The following is a 25955-nucleotide window of genomic DNA, read 5'->3' as shown; positions in this document are numbered from 1 at the left end:
TATACATGCCAGAATTACCGGAAGTAGAAGGAGTGGTGCGAGACCTTGCGCCACTCGTGGAAGGGCGTACGGTGAAGCAACTATCTGTATCGGATACCGTCGTCATTTCTAAAACAGCTGGAAAAGAAACGATTATTAAAGGGAAATCTGTAGACGACTTTCTTCACGGCATGGAGAACATGCAAGTCGAGAAAATTGTGCGTCGCAGTAAATATATTTATTTTCATTTATTGAAAGAAAATCAACCATACTTGCTCGTCAGCCATCTTGGCATGACGGGCGCTTGGTTTGTCGTAGATTCTCCTGACGAAATTACAGAAGAGAAATTCCGCAAGCATGCGCATGTCTTTTTAGAAATGGAAGATGGCGGATTACTAGTCTACTCGGATATACGAAGATTCGGCGAAATGCGTCTTTTGCAATCTGAAGAAGATTTTCCTCCTTTGTTAGAGATGGCACCAGAACCTTTTTCTGATGAAGCACTACAACATTTTTTATCGATGGCAGAAACTCCGAAGTATAAAAGAAAACCGATCAAAGAAGTCATCATGGATGGCAAAGTAATTTCGGGATGCGGCAATATTTATGCTACAGAAGCGCTGTTTCATATGAAGATTCATCCGGGGCGCTCAGCGGAGCGGATCAGCAAGAAGCGCAAAGTTTTATTGTTTGAAGAAATTGTACGTGTTTTGCAAGAAAGTATCGATGCGGGTGGCAGTACAATATCCGACTATCGTTCAGTTAACGGCAACGCGGGCACGATGCAAGATCGACTGCATATGTACGGTAAAAAAACATGTTTATCATGTGACACACCGACTAAGAGTAAGCAGATTGCAGGCAGAACGTCTGTCTATTGTCCAGCTTGCCAAAAATAAGGAGGGATGAACGTGATTATCGGATTAACAGGAAGTATAGCGAGCGGGAAAAGTACTGTAGCCAATATGTTGCGTGAAAAAGGTTACCCTATTGTCGATGCGGATGTAATCGCGAGGGAAGTGGTGGAGCCAGGCAGTCCATTGCTTGATAAAATAGAGCAGACATTCGGTCAAGAGGTATTACGGGAAGATGGCACACTCAATCGCGAACAGCTTGGTGCGGTTATTTTTGGCGATGAAGTGAAGCGACAACAGTTAAATGAATTGATGCATCCTGCAATCAGAGGGCGAATGGTCAGTCAGAAAGAAGAGTATTTAACGCAAGGCTATGAAACGGTCATCATGGACATCCCTTTACTGTTTGAAAGTAAGCTTCAGGACTATGTGGAGAGGATTGTCGTGGTTTCTGTTACAAAGGAAATTCAAAAGCAGAGACTAATGGCACGCAATGAATTAACGGAAGCAGAAGCAGATGTCAGAATTGCATCGCAACTGGATATGGACATCAAAGAACAAGGCGCTGATGCGGTTATTCACAATAATGATACAGTGGAAGAAACCGAAAAGCAGCTAGATACAATCCTTGAAAACTGGCAAGCTGTACCGAGATCATGAGCGTGGAGAATTAATTTGTAAATTTAATGTGTAATAGTGTTGGCATAATGATAAAATGTGTTATACTAATGAACGATTAAGGATATAAAGTATAACATACATGCAGGAGGATCCCTTTAATGACTACAAAAATTGCAATTAACGGACTCGGCCGTATTGGACGGATGGTATTCCGCCAGATTATCAAGGAAGACGATGTTAATCTAGTAGCTGTCAATGCGACATATCCAGCTGAAACGATTGCACATCTCTTGAAATACGACTCCACACATGGAGTGTTCGATGGTGAAATCGTAGCGGAAGAAAACGCGATCATTGTTAACGGCAAACGTGTACAATTAATTACTGAGCGTGACCCTTCGAAATTGCCTTGGAAAGAACTTGGCGTAGATATCGTTATAGAATCAACAGGTGTATTCAACTCTCGTGACAAAGCAGCACTTCACTTGGAATCCGGAGCAAAGAAAGTAATTTTAACAGCTCCAGGTAAAAATGAAGACGTAACCGTTGTAATCGGAGTGAATGACGACAAATTAGATGTGAACAAACATAGTGTAATTTCTAATGCTAGTTGTACAACCAACTGTCTAGCTCCCGTTGCCAAAGTATTGAATGATGAATTCGGTATTGTAAACGGCTTAATGACAACTGTACACGCATATACGAATGATCAGAAGAACCTGGACAACCCTCATAAAGATTTGCGCCGCGCGCGTTCTTGTGGAGAGTCCATCATTCCTACTTCAACAGGTGCTGCAAAAGCGTTGTCTCTTGTACTCCCTGAGCTTGAAGGGAAGATTCATGGTTTGGCATTACGCATCCCGACACCGAATGTTTCCCTTGTGGACTTGGTAGTGGACGTTGAAAAAGATGTGACGGTTGAAGAAGTGAACAACGCGTTCCGTAAAGCAGCAGAAGGCCCGATGAAAGGCATTCTTCGCTTTACTACAGAACCTCTTGTATCGATTGACTTCAATACGACTACAGAATCTGCAACACTTGATGGACTTTCTACCATGGTCATGGGCGATCGTAAAATCAAAGTGCTTGCTTGGTATGATAATGAGTGGGGTTATTCAGCACGTGTTGTGCAATTGGCGAAAAAAGTCGCTGCTGCATTAAATGACAAAGTAACTTCTTAATGAATGAATCAGCACTTCATCTTACGGGATGAAGTGCTTTTGTATGTCCGTTTGTTGTTGTCTGGATAGTTTCTGTTATAATGAAAAGTACTAATGAAAATGCGGAGGAACTAACTATGTTATGTCCAGCTTGTCACTATAACGGAACACGTGTAATTGATTCGCGGCCAGCGGAAGAAAACCGCTCCATTCGACGAAGACGTGAATGCGAAAAATGTAGTTTTCGTTTCACGACATTTGAAAAAGTAGAGCATTCTCCGCTAGTTGTCGTAAAGAAAGATAAGACACGGGAAGAGTTTAGCAGTGAAAAATTGCTAAGAGGATTAATTCGCGCGTGTGAAAAACGTGCGGTTCCGATTGAACAATTAAAAGATATTGTCAGTTCTATCGAAAAAGAACTAAGAAGCTCAGGAAATGTCGAAATAGATTCTGAACAAGTAGGAGAAATGGTGATGGAACGACTAGTGGATGTCGATGAAGTGGCGTATGTACGATTCGCGTCTGTCTACCGACATTACAAAGACATCACAGTCTTTATTGACGAGTTGCAACAATTGCAAAACAGGAAAGATGAACAAGAGTAAGATGTTGATCTAGAAGGGGAGGCGATTGTTAAAATGCTTTATACAGAGTTGCAGCCTGTCGATTCCTTCGAAGTGAAATTAGCACATCCGTTCTCTGCGTATGACCGACAGATGCTCACGCTATTTTACCAGCCACTTATCGGTCCTGAAGCGGTCAGTTTGTTTATGACACTTTGGACAGATGCGGAGAGCAGAGAACCACAAGAACATACCCACTATTATTTAATGAATATGTCTTCTTTCCCACTTCAAGCCATTTTTGAAGCGAGGATTTCATTGGAAGCTATTGGGTTATTGCGTACGTATAAGAAGAAACAAGAAATAGATAAGCGGTCTTTCCTTTACGAATTATTACCGCCTCTCGATGCACCTTCTTTTTTCAGTGATCCGCTCCTATCTACATTTTTATTCAGTAAAATCGGAGAGCAACCCTATCGTCAGTTGCGTGGCCGGTTTTTAGAGGAGCCTATAGCGAAAGAGGAGTATCAAGATATATCACGGACATTTTTAGATGTCTATAAACCAGCAAGAGGCGATCAAGCGATGGAATTGACTGCAGGAATGCAATTTCAAGGAAAGAGTGAACCTCCAGGCATACCGTTTTATGTAGCAAATTTTAATTTTGATTTATTTTATAACGGTCTTTCAGAACAAATGATCCCTAAAGCTTCGTTACGAACTATTTCTCAGGAAATGATTGCGATGCTAGCTTTCTTGTATTCACTCAGTCCGCTTGATATGCAAAAGGTCGTGATGATTGCAATGGATGAAAATCATCAGCTGACAGAAGAAAAAGTTCGTAAGGCGGCTGCGGAGTTTTATAAGATGAATACGTCAAAACAACCACCTAAATTACAGTCGGTGTTTACACAGCCGGTAGTCGATGAAGTGCCAAAAGAGAATATGAGTCGTGACGAAGAATTGCTATTCTATTTGGAACATACACCACCGAAAGAGATGTTACGCAAAGTCAGCAAAAAAGAACCATTCCTTGTAGACATTCAACTTGCAGAGCGGTTAATCAATCTGCATAAATTCCCAGTGGGTGTCGTCAATGTTTTGCTACAATATGTAATGCTACGTAATGATGGCAAAATTACGAGCAGTTTTGTGGAACGAATCGCTTCTCATTGGGCGAATAAACAAGTAAACGATGCGAAAACCGCTTTGAAGCTATCACGAGAAGAACATGATCAATATATGAAATGGCTTAAAGAAGGAAAGCAGTCGACGCCTAGAAATCGAAAGCCAACAAGAGAAGAAAAAGTTCCCGAATGGTTTTCAAAGCGTGATAAAAAGAGTAAGAAATCCGAAAAACCTGATGACTTCAATGTGGAGGAAGAACGCCAGAAGTTATTGAAAGAATTGGGGATTCAAGAATCAGAGGTGAAGTAATATGGAACGAATTGGGGATGCGATGAAACGCGTAGTGAATGCTCCTTCATTAGCTCAAAAATACGACGAGCTTAAAACGGAAGTTATGGAAGATCCGTCTGTACAACAATTTATTAACGATCATTCTGATGAAGTCAATACAGAAGTGGTCAATCGCAGCCTAGGGAAATTATATGAATTCACAACAGCATCCCACGCTTGTGAGCGCTGTCCGAATCTCGAAGGGTGTATTAATGTCATGAAAGGCTTTGAGCCGAAACTAGTCATAGCACAGCGCCTAATTGATATTGATTACGTAGTCTGTCCTACTAAACAGTTGGAAGATGAACGTAAAAACATCTCGAGAATGGTGAATAGTATGTACATGCCTAAAGAAGTGATGGAAGCACGTCTAGCTGATGTGAATTTCCTGTCAGAGGATAGTCGCGTGGTCGTGATGCGGGCTGCTAAAGATTTCTTGAATCAAATCGATTCTGCCGGTAAGGTTCCTGAAAGGGGATTCTATCTATTCGGTAATTTCGGTATTGGTAAATCCTTCATTTTAGGTGCGTTGGCGAATGAATTAGCCACTCGACGTGTACAGACTGTTGTCGTCTATGTGCCGGAATTCCTGCGTGAGATGAAGCAGTCTATTCAAAACCAAACATTGGACGAAAAAGTGGAATTTGTGAAGCGAGCTCCTGTCTTGATGCTCGATGATATAGGGGCAGAAACAATGTCAACATGGACACGGGACGAAGTGCTTGGCACAATCCTACAGTACCGTATGGCGGAAAAGCTACCCGTATTCTTTACATCCAACTTTAATTATGATGAATTAGAACATCATCTCACAACGAGTCAACGTGGGGAAAAAGAGCCTATTAAAGCTGCACGAATAATGGAAAGAATCCGCATGGTCAGCCAGCCATTTAAACTAGGTGGGGAGAATTGGCGGGATTAATCTTCCCTTATAAAATTGCTTTATTGAAAGAATTACTCGATTACACTTGCAATTATGCTCAGACTTTTCTATACTATTACACAGTTCAACATTCATAAAATGTTAAAATGCATCGAAGAGGACAATAATTTATTTTTCACCTATCCAGAGAACAGGGGCTTGGCTGAAACCCTTGTAGGCAGAAGATAAATTTACCACCTCCAAGCAGCATCAGTGAAATGAAGTAGCTGATGACGGTAGCGGCCCGTTAGCCGATCGAAAGCTTCGGTCTTTTCGCGTTTTTGCGAATGGAAGGAAGAAGGGTGGAACCACGAGCTCAAGCCTCGTCCCTTTAGGGATGGGGCTTTTTTGCGTTCAAAAAAAGAAAGGGAGTCATACACATGCCAGAAAATATTCATTTAACATTTCCAGATGGAGCAGTAAAAGAATTCGAGGACGGCGTCACAACAGAAGAAATTGCAGGCTCCATTAGTCCTGGATTGCGTAAAAGCGCATTGGCAGGAAAAATTGGAGATCAGCTGATCGATTTGAAATCACCAATCCATACAGATGGAGATATTAGTATCATTACGCCAACATCAGATGAAGCATTGGAAATTCTGCGCCATAGTACGGCTCACCTTTTGGCACAAGCCGTCAAACGCAAATTCCCAGATGCGAAACTTGGAATAGGGCCTACTATCGAAAATGGATTCTATTATGATATCGATTCACCTACACCGATTACAGCTGAAGACTTACCTGAATTAGAAAAAGAAATGAAACGCATCATCGGTGAAAACTTGCCGGTCATTCGTCACGATGTATCCCGCGCTGAAGCCGAAAAACGTTTCAAAGAAATAGATGATGAATACAAATTGGAACTTCTTGAAGCAATTCCTGAAGATCAACAAGTGTCCATTTATGAACAAGGTGAATTCTTTGACCTATGCCGTGGTATTCACGTCCCGTCTACAGGTAAACTAAAAGAATTTAAATTGTTAAGCATTGCAGGAGCTTATTGGAGAGGGAACTCTGATAACAAAATGCTTCAGCGTATCTACGGAACAGCTTTCTTTAAAAAAGACGAGCTGAAAGAACACTTGCGTATGCTTGAAGAAGCGAAAGAGCGTGATCACCGAAAAATCGGTAAAGAATTGAATCTCTTCACGAATTCACAAAAAGTTGGACAAGGTCTTCCGTTATGGTTGCCAAAAGGCGCTACCATTCGCCGTGTAGTAGAGCGTTATATTGTAGATAAAGAAGAAAGACTAGGCTATCAGCACGTCTATACTCCGGTACTGGGAAGTGTAGATCTCTACAAAACTTCTGGTCACTGGGATCATTATCAAGATAGCATGTTCCCAACAATGAGCATGGATAACGAAGATCTTGTTCTACGTCCAATGAACTGTCCTCACCACATGATGATTTATAAAAATGGTATTCATTCGTATCGTAACTTGCCACTCCGTTTGGCAGAACTCGGCACAATGCACCGTTATGAAATGTCTGGAGCACTTTCAGGTCTCCAGCGTGTACGCGGAATGACATTGAACGATGCACATATCTTCGTGCGTCCAGATCAGATTAAAGAAGAGTTTAAACGTGTGGTCATGTTAATCATTGAAGTATATAAAGACTTCAATATCAAAGATTATTCATTCCGTCTATCGTATCGCGATCCTGAAGATACAACGAAATATTTTGATGACGATGAAATGTGGGAACGCGCACAAACGATGTTAAAAGAAGCAATGGATGAGATGGAGCTTCCGTATACAGAAGAAGAAGGCGAAGCAGCATTCTACGGTCCGAAGTTAGATGTCCAAGTGAAAACAGCAATCGGCATGGAAGAGACACTTTCCACTGCACAACTAGACTTCTTACTACCTGAGCGCTTCGACCTTACGTACATCGGAGAAGACGGCAAGCAACACCGTCCAGTCGTTATTCACAGAGGTGTCGTATCGACAATGGAACGTTTTGTTGCCTTCTTAATTGAAGAATACAAAGGCGCGTTCCCGACATGGTTAGCACCGATCCAAGTAGAACTCATCCCAGTATCACCTGACGTTCACTTTGATTATGCAGAGAGCGTTAAAGAAAAACTGACAATGGCAGGCTTCCGAGTAGACGTAGACAGCCGTGATGAGAAGATTGGTTATAAAATCCGTGAAGCACAAGTACAAAAAGTTCCATACATGCTTGTTCTAGGAGATCGTGAAATGGAAGCTGGCGAAGTCAACGTTCGTAAATACGGCGAACAAAATTCTGAAAGTATGTCATTCGACGCGTTCCTTGAGTTAATCAAAGAAGACGTGAAGAAAGACTAAAAGAAGAAATAAGCACCTTGCATCTGTTTTTTTTAGGAATGCTTCCACTTATTACACAAGGCTTTATGCGGTAGGCGTAGCGATGAGCCAGACAAGAGTTCATCTTGTCTGGGTTCAATCGCGTTAACCAGCCGCAAGCGTTGAAGTGGGGTTAAAGCTGTTATTTATTCCGCATTTCTAAAGTGTTTAAAATAGTAGTTGCAATTCAATTTAATATGCGCTATACTTAAAAAGTTGAATTAATTCAAACATAACCTGTGCATCCAACCATGAGATCTACAGAGTTATTGACACTTGATACTAAAGATGTTATTATTAATAAGGTTAACTGAATACAGTTTGTGGTATAAGAAGAGGCTACCCGCTTCTCACCTGATCGACGCAATGAAGTTGTTGCCAGGTTAGCACAATAAGTTTATATCTATGCGTACTAGCATAGTATACTTACGCGGGTAGACAAATCATATTTGTCTACTTTTTTTATTTTGTAAAATGGATAGACCTATGGGACTTTGAAATCGGAATTTCCGATATACCAAAACATGTATTCACGAGACAATATTCGGAGGTGGATTACTATTAGCAAAGACATGTACGTAAATGATGGTATCCGAGCACGTGAGTTGCGACTAATTGATCACAACGGCGAGCAACTCGGTATCAAAACACGTAATGAAGCTTTAGAAATTGCTGCTCAAGCAAACCTGGACTTAGTTCTTGTTGCTCCACAAGCGAAGCCCCCAGTAGCTCGTGTTATGGACCATGGAAAGTTCAAGTTCGAACAGCAAAAGAAAGAGCGTGAAGTACGTAAGAATCAAAAGATCATCAACGTAAAAGAAGTACGACTTAGCCCTACAATTGATGAGCATGATTTCCAAACGAAACTTCGTAACGGAATCAAGTTCCTTGAAAATGGGGATAAGGTAAAAGCTTCGATTCGTTTCCGCGGTCGTGCGATTACGCACAAAGAAATTGGCCAACGAGTACTTGATCGCTTTGCAGAAGCTTGTAAAGAAGTTGCAACTGTTGAAGTAAAACCCAAAATGGAAGGTCGGAGCATGTTCTTAATACTTGCCCCACTTGCCGAGAAACAGTAACAGTAAGAGTAACACGAACAATTTAGGAGGAACAGAACATGCCAAAAATGAAAACTCACCGCGGTTCCGCGAAACGTTTCAAAAGAACTGGATCTGGTAAATTAAAACGTGGCCGTGCTTACACAAGTCACCTATTTGCTAACAAATCTACGAAGGCTAAGCGTCACTTACGTAAGTCTTCACTAGTTTCTTCAGGCGATTACAAGCGTATTCGCGAAATGCTAACAAACATGAAGTAAGACCGAACACACACTTATAGGATAAGCAGGAGGTAATGCACTATGCCACGCGTAAAAGGTGGAACAGTAACGCGCAAGCGTCATAAAAAAGTATTGAAATTAGCAAAAGGTTATTTCGGTTCAAAACATAGACTTTATAAGGTAGCAAACCAACAGGTAATGAAATCTTATAACTATGCTTACCGTGACCGTCGTAACAAAAAACGTGATTTCCGTAGACTATGGATCACACGTATCAACGCGGCTGCTCGTGTGAATGGTATTTCATACAGCACATTAATGCACGGCTTGAAAGTAGCTGGCATCGATGTTAACCGTAAGATGCTTGCAGAACTTGCAGTGACAGATGCACCAGCATTTGCACAACTTGCAGAAACAGCAAAAAAATCTGTAGCAAAATAAGATGAACCAAAATCCACTTTCGTTTTCATTCTTATATGGAAATGAAGGTGGATTTTTTTCGTATGGAGGAATGGCTGAAATGGCGCAAACTCTATTGATTTATATGGTCATCCTGTCACTCTGGGCATTTGGGGCAATGGGATACGATAAAAGACAAGCTCAAAAGAAGAAGCAACGTGTGCCTGAACGAAACTTATGGCTACTAGCATTGCTTGGCGGTGGAGTAGGTGCGTACTTTGGCATGCAATTCTTTCATCACAAAACAAGAAAGACCAATTTCCGTATTGGATTTCTTCTTCTGATGATGGTGGATATTGTGTTGCTACTTGCTATATATGGTGTGAAATTGCCAACGACAATGACATTTTGATATAAAAAAGCGGAAATAGCTAGTCTCAGCTATTTCCGTCTACTCAAGAATTCATTAATTGTTCAATGGGGTTCTTCCAATTGATCTCGGCATGAGGATAATTCGTCCGTACTTCGGATTCAAGGAAATGAAAGTCCTCTTTCGTCATACCTTGTAACTTTGCTTCATTTTTCACCCAAATGAAAATGGAAACAACATCAAAGGAATCAGTCGTGGTGCCTAAATATTTTTCACCTTCAAACATCGCACCTTTATACGTAATAAAGAAGTTTTTACGGATGTTTTTAATGTCATCATAAAAATAATATTGTTCTTTTTCATACGCTTCGTCCAGCTTTCGCTTAGCGTCTGTCAAATAGCGAATTCCGGCATAAAATAAATAAATCACAAGTGCTATAATAAAGACGCGGATCAATAAAACCATGAAATCAGCTCCTGCAAACGATATAGTACTTTACTATACGGATGAGCATGAGAAAAGGTTTCATTTTATAATAAAATGGTGGAGGGAATTTGAATGAAATTACATCAACTATTTGAAATGCAAAGAGCGCTTGATACATATATTCAAAAAAATCATCAAACGAATGAGACGTTTACTGAAAGAGGTTTGGCATTAGTAGTCGAACTTTCCGAGTTAGCTAACGAAACACGTTGTTTTAAATTCTGGAGCACAAAAGGTCCATCAGCAGATGACGTCATTTTAGAAGAATATGTAGATTCTATTCATTTCTTATTGTCTTTAGGAATTGAAAAAGGCTTTGATGGATTGGAAGAATGGCCAACAGGCGAGGCTACAGATCAAAATCTGACACAACAATTCATTCAAACAGGCCAAGCTATTTATGCATTTTTGGATTCATTAACATTTGAAGATTATAAAAAAATCTGGGTGAATTACGGTGTACTTGCGAATACGCTCGGATTTACTGAAGAACAAATTATTCAAGCTTATATTGATAAAAATGAAGAAAACTACGCACGTCAAAGAAGCGGCTATTAACTGGTATTATTCACTTTTTAGTAATTTTAACTATAGTAAAAATTTCATAAATAAATAAATTGACAAGAAGACTGTTTTGATAATAAAATTAATACAATACAGGTCATACAGGGGGTATTTCGTTGAACGAATGGAGTAAGGATGATTTTGGATTGCGTTTGAAAGCACTGAGAGAACGTCGGGGACTATCGATGATGGCATTTGGCGCGGCAATCGGCACATCGGCTAGCCGAATTAAAGATTGGGAACGTGGCAAGAACGCACCGTCCGCTGCATGGATCGCTAAAATTTCAGAGCGTTTTTCTGTTTCTACCGATGAGTTAATTATGGGGGAGGTAACATTTACTCCATATTTTAAAGCGACGGGTAATACAGTAGAATCACTCTATGATCGTCTACGTGAAACGATGAATGTCGAATCCTCTGGTAAATGGCCAACAGAAATTGATGAGCTATATGCAGAAATCGACGTGGTGAATAAAGAGAAGTATCGCAGCGGTAAAGGACGTCGATCAGCTGAAAAAGAGCTGATGGAGTTAGCTATCCGTCTTCCTAAGAAAGATGTACTAGAACTACTCGAGCTTGCTAAATATAAAAGACGTACACTATAAAACGATGTCCCTTGAAGTAATTATACTTCGAGGGGCATCGTTTTTACATAGACCTGACGTTTAAAAATGTAAGTGGGATAAGCATGGAGAGTACGAAGGGATGGAAGCTCCAGAAAGCGCACCCTCCGAAGCGCAAATCCCCACCCCAACATCCCGTTAGCCATACCCTTTTTTCCTAAATAATTATTAATCAAATAGCGTGAAATGTAGGAAAATAGAAAGAAATGCGTTATGATAGAATCGTAGATAAACCCAAGGAGGATGAATTGATTGAAAGCATTCGTTCATGAAAATGGTGTGTTGCACTATACAGATATCACCGATCCCTCGGCTGGAAACGGTGAAGTAATTGTCGCATTGAAAACAGCAGGACTCAATCGACGTGATACGGCTATACCCAAACGACGTGGGGACGCTAAAGAACCATTGGCATTAGGCTCAGACGGCGCAGGCACGATCGAATCAATCGGAGAAGGTGTAACCGGTTGGAATGTTGGAGATGAAGTCATTATCAATCCAGCACTTCGATGGTTCGAAGAAAGCGATGCGCCACCGGCTGAATTTGATATTCTAGGTATGCCGGATCATGGTACGTTTGCTGAAAAGATTTGCATATCTTCAGAACAGCTAGAGAAAAAGCCATCACATCTTACATGGAATGAAGCTGCAGTCATCGCTCTAGCAGGGCTTACAGGTTATCGAGCATTGGTGACGAGGGGCCGTATAGAAGAAGGACAAACCGTCTTTATTCCTGGAGCAGGAAGTGGAGTCGCGACCTATATGATTCAATTTGCGAAGAAAATGGGAGCGCGTGTTATCGTATCTTCAAGAAGTGAAGATAAAAGAAAACACGCAATAAAAATTGGTGCAGATGTAGCACTTGATACGAATAGTGATTGGCCAACCGAACTAAAAGATGAACGTGTGGATCTTGTGATTGAGAGTGTGGGAAGAGCAACATTCAATCGTTCTCTTGAAATTCTTAAAAAAGGTGGTCGGATCGTAGTGTTTGGTGCAACGACAGAAGATACCGTCGAACTGAACTTACGCGAATTCTTTTATGGTCAGTATTCGTTACTAGGCACTACGATGGGAAGTCGTGAAGAATTACGGGATATGTTAGCGTTAGTTGAAGAACATCAAATTCATCCTGTGATTGATTCAGTGATCCCTCTTGAAAAAGCAAATGAGGCATTTACTAAGCTAGATGACAGTGTACAATTCGGTAAAATCGTTTTAGCCATTTCGAATTAAACAATATAACCGGTATAGAAAGGCAGTGGAAGTAGTGACGAAAGAAGTAAAGACACTGACGGATTTGGAAATTGCTTCAAAAGCAACTATGCAACCCATTGAGGATATTGCAGATAAAGCAGGAATTCCATTGGATGCACTAGAGCTATATGGTAAGTACAAAGCGAAAATCAATGTAGACCTCATTCCAAAACAAACTTCACAAGCCAAAGTTATACTCGTAACTGCTACTAGTCCAACACCGGCTGGAGAAGGAAAATCGACAGTGACTGTTGGTCTTGGCGACGCACTTTCCCGTTTAGGTAAGAAAACAATGGTTGCATTACGTGAACCTTCATTAGGACCGGTAATGGGGGTCAAAGGTGGAGCGACGGGCGGTGGCTTCTCACAAGTACTGCCTATGGAAGACATCAATCTGCACTTCACTGGAGACCTTCATGCCATTACGACGGTAAACAACGCATTGAGCGCTATGATCGATAACCATTTGCATCAGGGGAATGTGTTACACATTGATCCTCGCCGCATTACTTGGAAGCGCGTCATGGATATGAATGACCGTGCGCTTCGTCATGTGACGATTGGTTTAGGTGGGCCGTCACAAGGCGTGCCACGCGAAGATGGCTTCGATATTACAGTTGCATCCGAAATCATGGCTGTATTCTGTCTGGCGACTAGTTTGCAAGACTTGAAAGAGCGCTTGTCCGATATTGTGATTGGCTATACGTATGAAAAAGAAGCTGTGACTGTGCGTGATTTAGGTGTAGAGGGTGCGTTGACGCTTCTGCTAAAAGATGCATTCAAACCCAATCTCGTCCAAACGATCGAAGGTACGCCAGCTTTAATTCACGGTGGACCGTTTGCAAATATTGCGCATGGTTGTAATTCGTTGATCGCAACGAATACAGCCCGTAATCTGGCTGACTATGTCGTGACAGAAGCAGGATTCGGATCGGATTTAGGCGCAGAAAAGTTTATGGACATTAAAGCGCGCATCGGTAAATTCCAACCGGATGCAGTCGTTCTTGTGACAACGATTCGTGCGCTCAAAATGCATGGCGGAGTAGCCAAGCAGGAATTAAAAGCTGAGAATAGTCAAGCTGTAGAAAATGGTTTAGTCAATTTGGAAAAGCATGTTGAGACGATTCTATCGTTCGGAGTGCAGCCTGTCGTCGCGCTTAATCGTTTTGTAGGGGACTCCGATAATGAATTGCAGAAAGTCCAGAAGTGGTGCCAAGATCATGACGTGAAAATGGCTTTAACTGATGTCTGGCAAGACGGTGGAGCAGGCGGGGAAGCATTGGCGAAAGAAGTCCTAAAAGTGATGGAAGAGCCAAATAATTTCGCACCGATCTATGAAGTAGAGCAATCAGTAGAAGAAAAACTCACAGCGATTGTTCAAAAAGTATATGGTGGCACAGGCATCGTATTGACCGATCAAGCAAAGAAAGATTTAGCCGAAATCAAAAAGAATGGCTGGGATCTATTGCCGGTCTGTATGGCGAAGACTCAGTACTCGTTTTCCGACGATCCAAAAAAGTTAGGACGTCCGACAGATTTTTCCATCACAATCCGCAATATTTTACCGAAACTGGGTGCAGGATTCTTAGTTTGTCTAACAGGCGACATCATGACTATGCCTGGTTTACCAAAAAAACCGGCAGCACTCAATATGGATGTCGATTCGGCCGGTAATGCGAAAGGGTTAATGTGATAACATCCTTAGAAGAGAAATAAAGAAGCAAAGAGCCATTACGGCTTTTTGCTTTTTATCAAAAGTTGATTTATAAAAAGGATGTACAGAAAGTCGTCAACACGACATTCTGTACATCCTTATTTGTAATCACAAAAATTAAACTATCTTATGCTCAACCAGCCATGCACTAACGAAATCCATGATCGACTCAACAGTCCCATCTTCAAATGGTGACCTCAAGTGGGCAGTTGCAACGAGCTCCAGGAATGATTTACTTCCCCCTAATTGACACAATGCCAAATAGTCTGTCCATGCTTCGTCAAAATCGTTTAGTGAGCGTTGCCAAAATTGGAGAGCACAGATTTGCGCCAAAGCATAATCAATATAATAAAACGGCACTTCATAAATATGACCTTGTCTTTGCCAAAAACCGCCTTGTTCCAAATAGGGGTGTCCATCATAATCCCGATTAGGTAAATACAAGTTCTCGAGATCCTTCCATACGGCTTTGCGTTCGCTAGGTGTCATTTCAGGATGGTCATAAATGCGTTGTTGAAACTCATCCACCGCCACTCCATAAGGTAAAAACAATACACTTTCTAGTAAGTGCGCATAGCGATAACGTTCTGCATCGCTACCAAAAAAGTGATCCATCCAGAACCAAGTGAAAAACTCCATACTCATGGAATGAATTTCTGCTGCTTCAGTCGTTGGCCATATATATTCGGGGATGCCAATCGAACGACTAGAATAAACTTGGAACGCATGGCCAGCTTCATGCGTCAACACGTCAATATCACCTGAAGTTCCATTAAAGTTAGAGAAGATAAACGGTGAATCATAATTTTCTATAAATGTACAATAGCCACCAGCTTCTTTGCCCTTTTTTGCTACTAAATCCAATAAGTTTTTTCGTTTCATATAATCGAAAAAGCGTCCGGTTTCACGTGATAACTCCTGATACATTTTATGCCCGTTTTCTAAAATCCATTCTGGAGAACCTTTAGGTTGAGGGTTTCCCTCAGGGTAATGCAATGGTTCATCATAAAACTTCATCTGAGAAATGCCTATTCTTCTACTTTGCATAGCTCGAATCTTCTCAGCTAATGGCACTACATGTGTTCGAATCTGATTACGGAAGTTTTCCATCATATGTGCATCATAGCCGATACGGTCCATACGTATGTATCCGAGTTCTGTAAAGCTCTTAAATCCGAGCTTTGTAGCAATTTCATGACGTAAAGCCACGAGTCGATCAAAAATCCTGTCGAAATGATCTTCATTGGACGCATAAAAATCAGCCGTGGCAATCATAGCATCTTTTCTAACCGTACGATCGAGTGACTCTTTAAAGGGTCCAAGTTGTGCCAATGTTAGTAATTCGCCTTGGAACTCAATTTGTGCAGAAGCGACAAGGGTGGAGTATTCAGAAACTAGTTTATTTTCTTGTTGTAAAAGTGGCAAGACTTCATCAGAATATGAATGAACGGCATTCTCCGCAAGCTTAAATAGCTGTGGTCCCCATCTCTCTTCCAGTTGTGCTCGGAAGGGTGTGGTGATGACGGCTTGGTAATAATCGCTTTGCAAAGCTTGGAATTGTGGTCCAATCTCATCAAAATAATCCCGTTCATCTTGATAGAAGCTGTCATTCGTATCAACCGAAGAACGTATATACATGATGTTTTCTGCCGTACTGTAATCACTCGTCAACATGTTTATATGCTCCATAATTTTCGCTTGATCTTCGAATGAGTTTGCCTGCTTAAATTGTTCAAGTGCCGTCTTAAATTCTATTTGTAATTTTTCAATATCTGGGCGAGTATACTCGTAATCTTCAAAAGTAAGCATTGTACTCCTCCTAGTTCGTATAAAGTGTGACTATCCCTTCATTTTCTAGCAACCAGTAAAGAAAAGCAAACAATTAACCAAAAATGACGTTCATAAATTGCCACAATCTTATGAAATGATGTAGGATAGAGAGAGTAAACTCTAAGTGAGCGGGAAGAAGGAGAAATATAATGCAAATAGTAAATGGTAAAGTACAAGAATTGGTCGATCCAACAGGTATTATCGATGGTCAGCGCTACGAATTTCTATTGACAGTTAAGTTCGATGAAGAAGATGAACTGTTCAACGAAGAGGGTACTGGCTTACGTTTGCTATATTCTGTGAAGGATGGCCAGCGAAAAATGTTAACATACCAATTTTATGAATTGGCAACGGAAAGCACGTTTGACGTAGAGTGGGACGAAGAAGAACAAGCATCAGCAGAGCAATACTGCATAGAACATTTCCCTGAAATCTGAATACAAAAAAGATGTTATTCTCTTTAGAATAGGGGATAATAGACTTGGGTAACATAAGTGGTACACCCCAATAGCTTCTCATTAAAGAAATAATTATAGGAGTGTTTAAAATGAATCAAGAAATAGTGGATATTACGATTATCGGCGGAGGCCCAACTGGATTATTTTCTTCATTTTACGCGGGAATGCGTGAGATGTCTGTCAAAATCATCGATAGTTTGCCACAGCTGGGCGGCCAATTGATCGAACTATATCCTGATAAATACATTTATGATGTAGGCGGATTCCCTAAAATTTTGGCGAAGGATTTGGTGGCAAACTTAGTGACACAAGCGCACTATGCAAAGCCTGAAATTTGCTTAGGGGAAGCAGCGATGTCCATCGAAAAGAAGGACGATCACTTTGTTTTAACGACGGATAAAGGACAGCATTTGACACGTACCATTTTATTGACTGCAGGAATAGGGGCTTTTCAACCGCGTAAAATCGGATTGAAAGAAGAACCTACTTTTGAAGGCAAAACATTACACTATGGTATCAAAGACTTGTCTATGTTTAAAGATCAAAATATTTGTGTTTGTGGTGGGGGAGACTCCGCACTGGACTGGGCATTGATGCTTGAAGATATCGCAAGCCAGGTAACACTTATTCATCGTAGAGAACGTTTTACTGCGCATGAAACAAGTGTCAATCAACTGCGTGCGTCTAGTGTCAATGTTTTAACTTCGCATGCTGTAAGTGAGTTACAGGGCGACGGAGACACATTGGATAAAGTTATACTGAAAGAAAAAGACGGTAGCGTGAAAGAACTTGAATTCGATCATGTTGTAGTCAACTACGGCAATATTTCCTCACTCGGCCCATTGAAAGACTGGGGCTTAGAAATGGATCGTAATTCTATTAAAGTTAACTCTCGCATGGAGACGAATATTGAAGGCATTTATGCAGCTGGTGATGTCACAACATACGATGGCAAAGTGAAATTGATTGCGGTCGGTATGGGCGAAGCACCTGTTGCAATTAGCCACGCGAAAGCGTTCCTAGATCCGAAAGCAAAAGTACAGCCGTTGCACAGCACGAGCATATTCGGTTAATAAAATAGTCAGCACCTTGTATGGAGAGTTTTTTGCTGTACAGGTGCTTTTTTACAAGGACGATAAAAGGCTATCCCGAGATAATTCTCGAGATAGCCTTTTTCATTGTGAGTTGATCATCATTTTGTCGTTTCAGAATCAGCGACTTTGACCAGTTGTTTTCCTAAATTTGTTCCATCGAATAAACCGAGAAATGCATCTGGAATATTATCGAAGCCTTCAACAATCGTTTCTTCATACTTCAATTTACCTTCAGAAAGCCATGTACCTAAATCAGTTGAGGCAGTAGCGAAGTCTGCCGCATAATCTCCTACGGTAAAGCCTTTCATCAAAGCACTTGTTTTGATCATCGTAGATTGAATACGAGGACCTACGTCTTGTCCTTCTTTATTATAAGAGGAAATAGCGCCACATAGTGCAATTCGTGCATGTTTATTAAGTAATGTGAAGACTGCATCCGTCACTTCACCGCCGACATTATCGAAATAGACATCTACACCGTCAGCTGCAGCTTTAGCTAAGTCTTCTTTGAAGCTATCTAGTTTGTAATTGACTGCCTCATCAAAGCCGAGTTCATTTTTCAAGTACTCGATCTTCTCCTGGGAGCCTGCAATCCCGATTACTTTAGCACCTTTCATTTTGGCGATTTGGCCCACAACTGAACCAACTGCTCCGGCAGCGCCAGAAACGACGACTGTTTCACCTTCTTGTGGCTTACCGATATCGAGTAGACCGAAGTATGCAGTTAAGCCTGTCATGCCAAGGATACCTAAATGTGTAGTAATTGGAGCGATAGTTGGATCAATCTTACGTACTTCTTTGTCTGAAGCTGCCGTATACTCTGCCCAATTCAAGTTCCCAACTACAAAATCTCCGGGTTTGAATGAATCAGAAGTAGACTTTGTGACTTCACCCACAACTCCACCGGCAATCACTTCATCTAGTTTAAAAGGTGGAATATAAGATTTTGCATCTATCATTCTTCCACGCATGTACGGATCAACAGATACATATAGCGTACGAACAAGAACTTCATTGTCTTTTAGCTCAGGCATAGGTTTTTCTACAAAATTGAAGGCTTCCATAGTAGGCAAGCCTTTCGGTCGATTTGCTAAATGAATTTCTCTTTGCATTTCTTGTGTCATAGTAATTCCTCCAGTTTTATCTACATTTCAACTTATCAACTAACTAATAGTAAGCTTAAGTACAAGGTTACTAGCATGCAGTATGGATGTCAATTAATTGCACTGACATGAAAAGGTCATCCGGATTCATTTAAATGAATCAATTAAAGAATATTCAATAATGATTTGAGTGGACTTTTTCTTGACGTCAAAGTAGAGTAGAGACGTAGACTTTCAGAAAAATTAATGATCTAGCTGTAAAGGAGCTAACCAAATGAAAAAGATTTTGGTTGTGGAAGATGAAAAGTCAATAGCTACTCTTTTGCAATACAACTTGGAGCAGGCAGGATACACTGTGTATGTAGCCCGAGATGGTAATGCAGCAATTTCGATGACTCTATCTGAAGAACCAGATTTACTCTTGCTCGATATTATGCTGCCTGGAATGGATGGCATGGATGTATGCAAAAAACTTCGCCAGGAAAAGATTCATACACCTATTTTAATGTTGACGGCAAAAGGCGATGAATTTGATAAAGTCCTTGGACTCGAACTTGGAGCAGATGACTACTTAACAAAACCATTCAGTCCACGAGAAGTACTTGCCCGTGTGAAAGCGATCTTGCGCAGAATAGAGTTACAGGATTCTATTCAAGGAAAAGAATCGGTAGCGGAACTTAGTCATGGAAGTTTACTAGTTCATCCAGAACGAATTGAAGCCTTTTTAGATGGAAGCCCATTAGAATTAACACCAAAAGAATTTGAACTCCTTTTATACTTAATGCGACATTCAGGAAAGGTACTACACCGCGAGCAGTTGTTAAATGCGATATGGAATTATGACTACACTGGAGATTCTAGGATCGTAGATGTTCATATTAGTCATCTGAGGGAAAAAATCGAACCCGATACAAAAAGTCCAGTCTATATTAAGACTGTCAGGGGATTTGGTTATAAATTTGAAGAAGTAACAAACTAAATACTGTAGATACATACGTAGGCTGAAGTCGAATCCATATAGGATTGCGTCTTCGGCTTTTTATTATTCCTTCTTAGGTTGTAAAAATCTAGAGTAGTATCTATTTATACACAACCTTTACACAACCTTTACGTTTCATCCATCACTCTTTAATATCCATTGCTTATAGTAAAGAAGCAGTAGAGAGTTCTTACTAAAACGATAAATCCTAGGGGGCACAGTGATGAGAAAACGTAATCGAATAACTGTATTGGCATTTGTTTTACTTTGTACGTGGGTAATCGCGGCTTGTAGTAGTACGAAAGCGAGCGATAGTGAAAAAGGAGAAGCAAAACAAGAAACTGAACCCATCACGGCAGTAGGGTCAAGTGCACTACAACCTTTAGTAGAAGCAGCAGCACAGCAGTATTCGGCAAAAAATCCAGGGTCCGTTATTAACGTCCAAGGTGGAGGAAGCGGAACTGGTTTAAGTAAAATTAGCGAAGGCGCAGTAGATATTGGCAACTCGGATATATTCGCAGAAGAAAAAGAAGGTGTGGACGCGACGAACTTAGTCGATTATAAAGTGGCGGTTGTTGGAATGGGTCCAGTAAGTCATCCAGATACTGGCGTAGAAGACGTTACCACTGAAGAACTACTTGGAATCTTTACAGGAGAAATCAAAAACTGGAAAGAGCTTGGTGGAATCGATCAAGAGATTATTGTCATAAACCGTGCAAAAGGATCTGGAACACGCGCTACTTTTGAAACCATTGCGTTGCAAGGAAAACAACCAATCGAAGCACAAGAACAAGACTCTTCGGGTACGGTACGAAAGATTGTCAGTGAAACACCGGGAGCAATCAGCTATTTAGCATTTTCTTATTTCGATCAAACGACTACAGCTTTACGGGTTAATGGTATTGCGCCAAACCAAGAAAACGTCGAGTCAAATAAATGGGAAATTTGGGCTTACCAGCATATGTATACAAATGGAGAAGCAACGGGTCTCGCAAAGGACTTCATCGATTATATACTTTCGGATGATGTACAAGAAACCGTTCTTCCTGAAATGGACTACTTACCGGTAACGGGGATGCAAGTAGAACGAGATGCGGAAGGGACTATCATAAAAAAATGATAGAAACTGCACATCTCACCACTTTGGAAAGGAGCGTACATGATGGCGAAGATGATCAAAGAGACGGAACATCCATTGTATAGAAAAAGTAATAAAATGCGTATGGAGCGAATTGGTAAATGGCTAACCTTCCTCTCAGTGGCTTTGACTGCAACCATCACTGCTGCGATTCTATTTCTAGTTTTCTCGAAAGGTGTATCTACGTTCATCGTAAATGATGGAAGTGTTAAAGAATTTTTCACAGGTACGACTTGGAACCCAGCGGAAGTAAATTCTCTGGGTCAGCCTATTATTGGGGCCTTACCATTTTTAGTAGGTTCATTAGCGGTTACAGGAATCTCCGCTCTAATTGCGGGACCGCTTGCCATTGGCGCAGCCATTTTCATGAGCGAGATTGCGCCAAATACGGGCAAGAGAATTATGCAGCCAGTGATCGAGTTGTTAGTAGGTATTCCTTCCGTTGTCTATGGATTTATCGGATTAACTGTCGTCGTTCCTTTTTTACGCGGTCTATTTCCAGGTAGCGGATTTGGTATTGCTGCGGGGACTATTGTGTTATCAGTCATGATCTTACCGACAGTTACGAGTTTAGCACTGGATGCTATTCAGGCGGTGCCACGTTCATTACGCGAAGCATCACTGGCACTTGGTTCAACAAGATGGCAAATGATTTGTAAAGTGGTATTGAAAACAGCGAAACCCGGCTTACTGATGGCTGTCATTTTTGGAATGGCGCGAGCATTTGGTGAAGCCCTAGCTGTACAGATGGTCATTGGGAATGCTTCGGTCATCCCGCATTCATTATTTGAACCGGCCTCTACAGTCACTAGTATTTTAACAATGGGCATGGGATATACCGTGATGGGACAAGCAGAAAATAATGCGCTTTGGTCACTAGCACTTGTACTTTTACTAATGTCGCTTTTCTTCACGATCGCCGTGCGAATGATTGGAAAGGGGAAAAGTAGCTAATGTCTGCTAAAAGGAAAGATCAACTCGCCACGGCTGGATTATATGTCATTGTAGGCATCATCATTACAGTTCTGGCAGGATTGCTTGGATTTGTCTTTGTAAAAGGTGTTCCTCAACTTAGCTGGCAATTCATCACGTCTCCACCTCAGATTTTCAAAGAGGGTGGCGGGGTGGGACCTCAACTATTTAATTCCTTTTACTTATTAGTTTTGACACTTATAATTTCGGTGCCGATTGCAATTGGGGCAGGTATTTATTTAGCGGAGTATGCAAAAGACCACTGGCTCATTCGTTGTATTCGCGTACTGATTGAAGTGCTGTCTTCATTACCTTCCATAGTGGTAGGATTATTTGGATTTCTCTTCTTCGTTTTGTATATGGGCTGGGGCTTTTCCATTTTGTCAGGTGCCTTCGCACTTTCGGTATTCAATTTGCCGTTACTCGTGCGGGTCATTGAGCAGTCTATTCATAACGTGCCGAAATCACAGCGCGAAGCAGGCTGGGCGCTTGGTTTTTCAAAATGGGAAACCATTACGACCATCATACTTCCGGCGGCACTACCTGGCATTGTGACCGGTATCATACTGGCATCAGGAAGAGTATTCGGAGAGGCGGCCGCCTTGATTTATACAGCAGGAATGAGCACACCAATTATAGATTTCACCAACTGGAATCCGTTGTCACCAACATCTCCTTTACATCCATTTAGACCGGCTGAAACCATGGCGGTTCACATTTGGAAAATTAATGGGGAAGGAATTATGCCGGACGCAGCGGCAATCTCTGACGGTGCGGCGGCATTATTGATCATCTCAATTTTATTCTTTAATTTCACATCACGCTTTATCGGGAACTTATTGTTTAAAAAAATGGGTGCTAACTAAAAGGAGGATCTTTATGCAATCGGTCGCTTTACAGCCTGTCACAATGAAGACGAATAGGATTAAACAAGCTGACAGTCCCGACTTACAATACAGTTCCGTGTTACAAACTACTAATTTATCGGTATATTATGGCGGGCATTGTGCTGTGGATCAAGTCAGTCTATCATTTCCAAAACAATCCGTTACGGCATTAATCGGTCCGTCGGGCTGTGGGAAATCCACTTTTCTGCGTTCTATTAATCGAATGAATGATGATGTCGACTCCTGTCGTACAGAAGGAGCAATCTATTACGAAGGGGTAGATCTGCACTCACCCCATGTAAATTTACATGAAATACGTAAACAGATTGGAATGGTATTTCAAAGACCCGTACCGTTTGCCAAATCTATTTTTAAAAACGTAGCAGCTGGACCCATGCGCTACGGAGTGAAAGATAAGAAGGAATTACAAAGAATTGTAGAAGAGAATCTGAAAAAAGCAGCACTATGGGAAGAAGTAAAAGATCAATTACATACATCTGCTTTGCGCCTTTCAGGTGGGCAGCAACAACGTCTTTGTATCGCCAGAGCACTTGCACTGCAGCCAAGCGTTTTATTACTAGATGAACCTGCATCTGCACTTGACCCAGTCTCGACAGCAAAAATCGAAGAACTGATATCACAATTAAAAAAAGACTATACGATTGTAATCGTTACACATAATATGCAACAAGCCGCACGAATCTCGGATGAAGTAGCGTATTTTTATATGGGGCGTGTCATTGAGCATGGACCCACTGAACAAGTTTTTACTAATCCACGTCATGAACAAACCGCACATTATATTAACGGACGCATTGGATAGGGGAGATTGAAATGAATGTAGCGGAAACTATCGAACAATCAGTCATACAAACAGAAAATCTGCAATTCTATTATGATACCCACCATGCACTAAAAGATATCAATCTGAAGTTTGAAGAAAAGAAAATCACTGCGCTCATAGGGCCGTCAGGATGTGGAAAATCAACTTTTTTGCGGACAATGAACCGTATGAACGATTTAATTCCTGGAGTGAAGACCGAAGGAGCAATTTGGATCGGTAAAGAAAATATAATAGAATCATCTATTGATCCAGTAGAATTGCGAAAGAAGGTTGGAATGGTATTTCAACATGCCTCGGTCTTTCCGTTTTCGATTTATGAAAACATTGCATATGGGCCTCGTATTCATGGAGAAAGAAATAAAAAAGTACTGGATGAAATTGTGGAAGAGAATCTGCGCGCAGCTGCTTTGTGGGACGAAGTAAAAGATCACTTAGACCAGTCTGCTACAGGACTTTCAGGCGGGCAACAGCAACGCTTAACCATTGCACGAACTTTAGCGACCAAGCCGGATATATTATTGATGGATGAACCTACTTCAGCTCTAGATCCAATCTCTACTGCTAAAGTGGAGGAACTAATCCAAACGTTAAAAGAGCACTATACGATCATCATCGTCACGCATAATATGCAACAAGCTGCACGAATATCTGATTTCACAGCTTTCTTTCTAAATGGTGAAGTAAAAGAGTATGGGCAGACAGCCACAATATTTAACAACCCATTAAATTCTGAGACGAAAGATTATATTGCAGGCAAGTTTGGTTGAAGGGTTGCAGAGCAACAAATGGAAAGTAGTGTAAGTCGTTACATAATAAAGAAAAAGCCAGCTCCTATAAAAGGATGCTGGCTGTTCATGTATTAAGAAATGGTTTCGTGCGTGCGTGCTTCTTCAATTTTTGCCATTCGTGCGTCGTATTCATCCACTGTCATATCGTGTTCCACAAAATAACGGTTACGAGGATGTGTACGGCAATCGTCTGAACAACTGCGCATATAGAAGTGCTCGTTCTCTTCCGAGCATAGAATCTTCGCATTACACTCAGGGTTTGCACAGTTTACATAGCGTTCACATGGTGTGCCATCAAAATGATCGCGGCCTACGATGACGTGTTCTACTTGGTTAATTGGAACTGCAATACGCTCATCAAATACGTAGCATTGACCGTCCCATAACTGTCCTTTTGCTTTAGGGTCTTTACCGTAAGAAACGATACCGCCGTGCAAATGGGCTACATCTTCGAATCCTTCACGTTTCAACCAGCCAGTGAACTTCTCACAACGAATCCCACCCGTACAATACGCAAGAATTTTCTTACCTTCAAGTTGTTCTTTGTTTTCAATTACCCATTCAGGAAGATCACGGAAGTTTTCGATATCCGGGCGGATTGCGCCACGGAAATGACCTAGGTCATACTCGTAATCATTACGAGCATCTAATACAATTGTGTTCTCATCTTGCATTTGCTGTAAGAACTCTTCAGGTTCTAAATATTCACCCGTAATTTCCAACGGATTGACATCTTCAGGTAAGCTAAGATTGACAATCTCTGGACGGAAGCGAACGTGCATTTTCTTGAATGCGTGGCCATCTGTTTCATCAATTTTAAACCATACATCAGCAAAACGTGGATCGGCTTTCATATGCTCCATATACGCATCCGTTTGTTCGATTGTTCCGGAACAAGTACCGTTGATGCCTTCTGCTCCTACAAGGATACGTCCTTTTAATCCAGTTTCCTTACAGAATTCCAAATGTGAAGCCGCAAACTCTTCAGGTTCCTCAATCGTTACATACTTATAAAACAATAATACTCGATAGTCTTTCTTTTCCATGTAAATTACCGCCTTCTGTTTGATCTTTGCAATAGACAACAGCCGAGATCGGTGTGTACAAAGGGATCGTGTGTCCCTTGAACCCGAATTTGCAAGAATCGGGCCCAGAATAGTATAGCATAATTTCATTTTCGAGCAAAGGATTCAAAAAGCTATTTCACCAAAATGCCCTTTTTGAAAGCGAAACACAACTAAACACCGCTTTGTATCATGACTAATTTGTTGTATACTAG

The 25955-nt window shown here is 41.2% G+C and carries 27 protein-coding genes and 1 other annotated feature; of the genes, 23 read left to right on the top strand and 4 right to left on the bottom strand.

The window, feature by feature from the left end; translation table 11 throughout:
* Positions 1-5 precede the first annotated feature (5 nt).
* From mutM to CSV68_RS00580, 11 genes are all read left to right on the top strand, one after another.
* A complete protein-coding gene (gene mutM, locus CSV68_RS00630; RefSeq protein WP_099661232.1) occupies positions 6-878 on the top strand; it encodes a bifunctional DNA-formamidopyrimidine glycosylase/DNA-(apurinic or apyrimidinic site) lyase in 873 nt (290 codons plus the stop codon).
* A 12-nt stretch (positions 879-890) separates the two neighbouring features.
* Positions 891-1493, top strand: coding sequence for a dephospho-CoA kinase (gene coaE / locus CSV68_RS00625; protein WP_099632829.1), 603 nt, complete (start codon positions 891-893; stop codon positions 1491-1493).
* Positions 1494-1612: 119 nt separating this feature from the next.
* On the top strand, positions 1613-2635 hold the full coding sequence (locus CSV68_RS00620) for a glyceraldehyde-3-phosphate dehydrogenase (protein ID WP_099632830.1): 1023 nt from the start codon (positions 1613-1615) through the stop codon (positions 2633-2635).
* Between the two features lie 116 nt (positions 2636-2751).
* On the top strand, positions 2752-3219 hold the full coding sequence (gene nrdR, locus CSV68_RS00615) for a transcriptional regulator NrdR (protein WP_099632831.1): 468 nt from the start codon (positions 2752-2754) through the stop codon (positions 3217-3219).
* A 33-nt stretch (positions 3220-3252) separates the two neighbouring features.
* Positions 3253-4614, top strand: coding sequence for a replication initiation and membrane attachment family protein (locus tag CSV68_RS00610; RefSeq protein ID WP_099661231.1), 1362 nt, complete (start codon positions 3253-3255; stop codon positions 4612-4614).
* Position 4615: 1 nt separating this feature from the next.
* On the top strand, positions 4616-5557 hold the full coding sequence (dnaI, locus tag CSV68_RS00605; RefSeq protein ID WP_099632833.1) for a primosomal protein DnaI: 942 nt from the start codon (positions 4616-4618) through the stop codon (positions 5555-5557).
* Between the two features lie 103 nt (positions 5558-5660).
* Positions 5661-5891: a binding site (T-box leader), on the top strand.
* Between the two features lie 46 nt (positions 5892-5937).
* Positions 5938-7872: a threonine--tRNA ligase gene (gene thrS / locus CSV68_RS00600; protein ID WP_099632834.1), complete on the top strand. Its 1935-nt coding sequence runs from the start codon at positions 5938-5940 to the stop codon at positions 7870-7872.
* 542 nt (positions 7873-8414) lie between these two features.
* The gene (gene infC / locus CSV68_RS00595) at positions 8415-8969 is read left to right on the top strand and encodes a translation initiation factor IF-3 (RefSeq protein ID WP_099629673.1); all 555 of its coding nucleotides are present in this window, start codon (positions 8415-8417) and stop codon (positions 8967-8969) included.
* A 38-nt stretch (positions 8970-9007) separates the two neighbouring features.
* A complete protein-coding gene (rpmI, locus tag CSV68_RS00590) occupies positions 9008-9208 on the top strand; it encodes a 50S ribosomal protein L35 (protein WP_085131191.1) in 201 nt (66 codons plus the stop codon).
* Between the two features lie 42 nt (positions 9209-9250).
* Complete coding sequence (gene rplT / locus CSV68_RS00585) at positions 9251-9610, top strand: 50S ribosomal protein L20 (protein WP_029052910.1); 360 nt, start codon at positions 9251-9253, stop codon at positions 9608-9610.
* A 79-nt stretch (positions 9611-9689) separates the two neighbouring features.
* A complete protein-coding gene (locus CSV68_RS00580) occupies positions 9690-9980 on the top strand; it encodes a DUF1294 domain-containing protein (RefSeq protein WP_099633016.1) in 291 nt (96 codons plus the stop codon).
* A gap of 43 nt (positions 9981-10023) precedes the next feature.
* Here the strand turns inward: CSV68_RS00580 and CSV68_RS00575 are convergent, their stop codons facing one another.
* Positions 10024-10404, bottom strand: coding sequence for a sigma-w pathway protein ysdB (locus CSV68_RS00575; protein WP_099632835.1), 381 nt, complete (start codon positions 10402-10404; stop codon positions 10024-10026).
* A 93-nt stretch (positions 10405-10497) separates the two neighbouring features.
* Between CSV68_RS00575 and CSV68_RS00570 the strand changes: the two genes are divergently transcribed.
* The 4 genes from CSV68_RS00570 (at position 10498) to CSV68_RS00555 (ending at position 14562) form a co-directional block, all read left to right on the top strand.
* The gene (locus CSV68_RS00570) at positions 10498-10983 is read left to right on the top strand and encodes a dUTP diphosphatase (protein WP_099661230.1); all 486 of its coding nucleotides are present in this window, start codon (positions 10498-10500) and stop codon (positions 10981-10983) included.
* A gap of 122 nt (positions 10984-11105) precedes the next feature.
* Positions 11106-11594, top strand: a complete 489-nt coding sequence (locus CSV68_RS00565) for a helix-turn-helix domain-containing protein (RefSeq protein WP_158232974.1) — start codon at positions 11106-11108, stop codon at positions 11592-11594.
* A gap of 270 nt (positions 11595-11864) precedes the next feature.
* Positions 11865-12848 carry a zinc-binding dehydrogenase gene (locus tag CSV68_RS00560; protein ID WP_099661229.1) on the top strand — a complete coding sequence of 328 codons (984 nt, stop codon included), beginning with the start codon at positions 11865-11867 and terminating at the stop codon, positions 12846-12848.
* 34 nt (positions 12849-12882) lie between these two features.
* Complete coding sequence (locus CSV68_RS00555) at positions 12883-14562, top strand: formate--tetrahydrofolate ligase (protein ID WP_099632839.1); 1680 nt, start codon at positions 12883-12885, stop codon at positions 14560-14562.
* A gap of 138 nt (positions 14563-14700) precedes the next feature.
* On the opposite strand, the gene CSV68_RS00550 is transcribed toward CSV68_RS00555, so the two are convergent.
* The gene (locus CSV68_RS00550) at positions 14701-16392 is read right to left on the bottom strand and encodes a M3 family oligoendopeptidase (protein ID WP_099661228.1); all 1692 of its coding nucleotides are present in this window, start codon (positions 16390-16392) and stop codon (positions 14701-14703) included.
* 170 nt (positions 16393-16562) lie between these two features.
* On the opposite strand from CSV68_RS00550, the gene CSV68_RS00545 reads away from it, so the two are divergent.
* On the top strand, positions 16563-16850 hold the full coding sequence (locus CSV68_RS00545) for a DUF6509 family protein (protein WP_099661227.1): 288 nt from the start codon (positions 16563-16565) through the stop codon (positions 16848-16850).
* A 110-nt stretch (positions 16851-16960) separates the two neighbouring features.
* Complete coding sequence (locus tag CSV68_RS00540; RefSeq protein WP_099661226.1) at positions 16961-17944, top strand: NAD(P)/FAD-dependent oxidoreductase; 984 nt, start codon at positions 16961-16963, stop codon at positions 17942-17944.
* 119 nt (positions 17945-18063) lie between these two features.
* Here the strand turns inward: CSV68_RS00540 and CSV68_RS00535 are convergent, their stop codons facing one another.
* Positions 18064-19089, bottom strand: coding sequence for an NADP-dependent oxidoreductase (locus tag CSV68_RS00535; RefSeq protein WP_233190365.1), 1026 nt, complete (start codon positions 19087-19089; stop codon positions 18064-18066).
* A gap of 253 nt (positions 19090-19342) precedes the next feature.
* Between CSV68_RS00535 and CSV68_RS00530 the strand changes: the two genes are divergently transcribed.
* The 6 genes from CSV68_RS00530 (at position 19343) to pstB (CSV68_RS00505) (ending at position 24655) form a co-directional block, all read left to right on the top strand.
* On the top strand, positions 19343-20047 hold the full coding sequence (locus CSV68_RS00530; RefSeq protein ID WP_099632843.1) for a response regulator transcription factor: 705 nt from the start codon (positions 19343-19345) through the stop codon (positions 20045-20047).
* Between the two features lie 223 nt (positions 20048-20270).
* Positions 20271-21167 (top strand): phosphate ABC transporter substrate-binding protein PstS family protein, encoded by an 897-nt coding sequence (locus CSV68_RS00525; protein ID WP_099632844.1) that lies wholly within the window; start codon positions 20271-20273, stop codon positions 21165-21167.
* A gap of 39 nt (positions 21168-21206) precedes the next feature.
* Positions 21207-22139, top strand: coding sequence for a phosphate ABC transporter permease subunit PstC (pstC, locus tag CSV68_RS00520; RefSeq protein WP_099632845.1), 933 nt, complete (start codon positions 21207-21209; stop codon positions 22137-22139).
* Positions 22139-23023 carry a phosphate ABC transporter permease PstA gene (gene pstA, locus CSV68_RS00515; RefSeq protein WP_099661225.1) on the top strand — a complete coding sequence of 295 codons (885 nt, stop codon included), beginning with the start codon at positions 22139-22141 and terminating at the stop codon, positions 23021-23023. Before pstC ends, pstA begins: the two co-directional genes overlap by 1 nt.
* Positions 23024-23066: 43 nt before the next feature.
* Positions 23067-23867 carry a phosphate ABC transporter ATP-binding protein PstB gene (gene pstB / locus CSV68_RS00510; RefSeq protein ID WP_199174997.1) on the top strand — a complete coding sequence of 267 codons (801 nt, stop codon included), beginning with the start codon at positions 23067-23069 and terminating at the stop codon, positions 23865-23867.
* 11 nt (positions 23868-23878) lie between these two features.
* Positions 23879-24655, top strand: coding sequence for a phosphate ABC transporter ATP-binding protein PstB (pstB, locus tag CSV68_RS00505; protein WP_099661223.1), 777 nt, complete (start codon positions 23879-23881; stop codon positions 24653-24655).
* Positions 24656-24747: 92 nt separating this feature from the next.
* Here pstB (CSV68_RS00505) and trhO read toward each other — a convergent pair whose 3' ends face one another.
* Positions 24748-25722 carry an oxygen-dependent tRNA uridine(34) hydroxylase TrhO gene (gene trhO, locus CSV68_RS00500; protein WP_099632849.1) on the bottom strand — a complete coding sequence of 325 codons (975 nt, stop codon included), beginning with the start codon at positions 25720-25722 and terminating at the stop codon, positions 24748-24750.
* Between the last annotated feature and the right edge of the window lie 233 nt (positions 25723-25955).

Origin of the sequence: Sporosarcina sp. P29 (genome assembly GCF_002743265.1) — a bacterium.
Taxonomy (GTDB): domain Bacteria; phylum Bacillota; class Bacilli; order Bacillales_A; family Planococcaceae; genus Sporosarcina.
The sequence above is the reverse complement of the archived record's forward strand: the minus strand, read 5'-3'. Positions and strand labels throughout refer to the sequence as shown.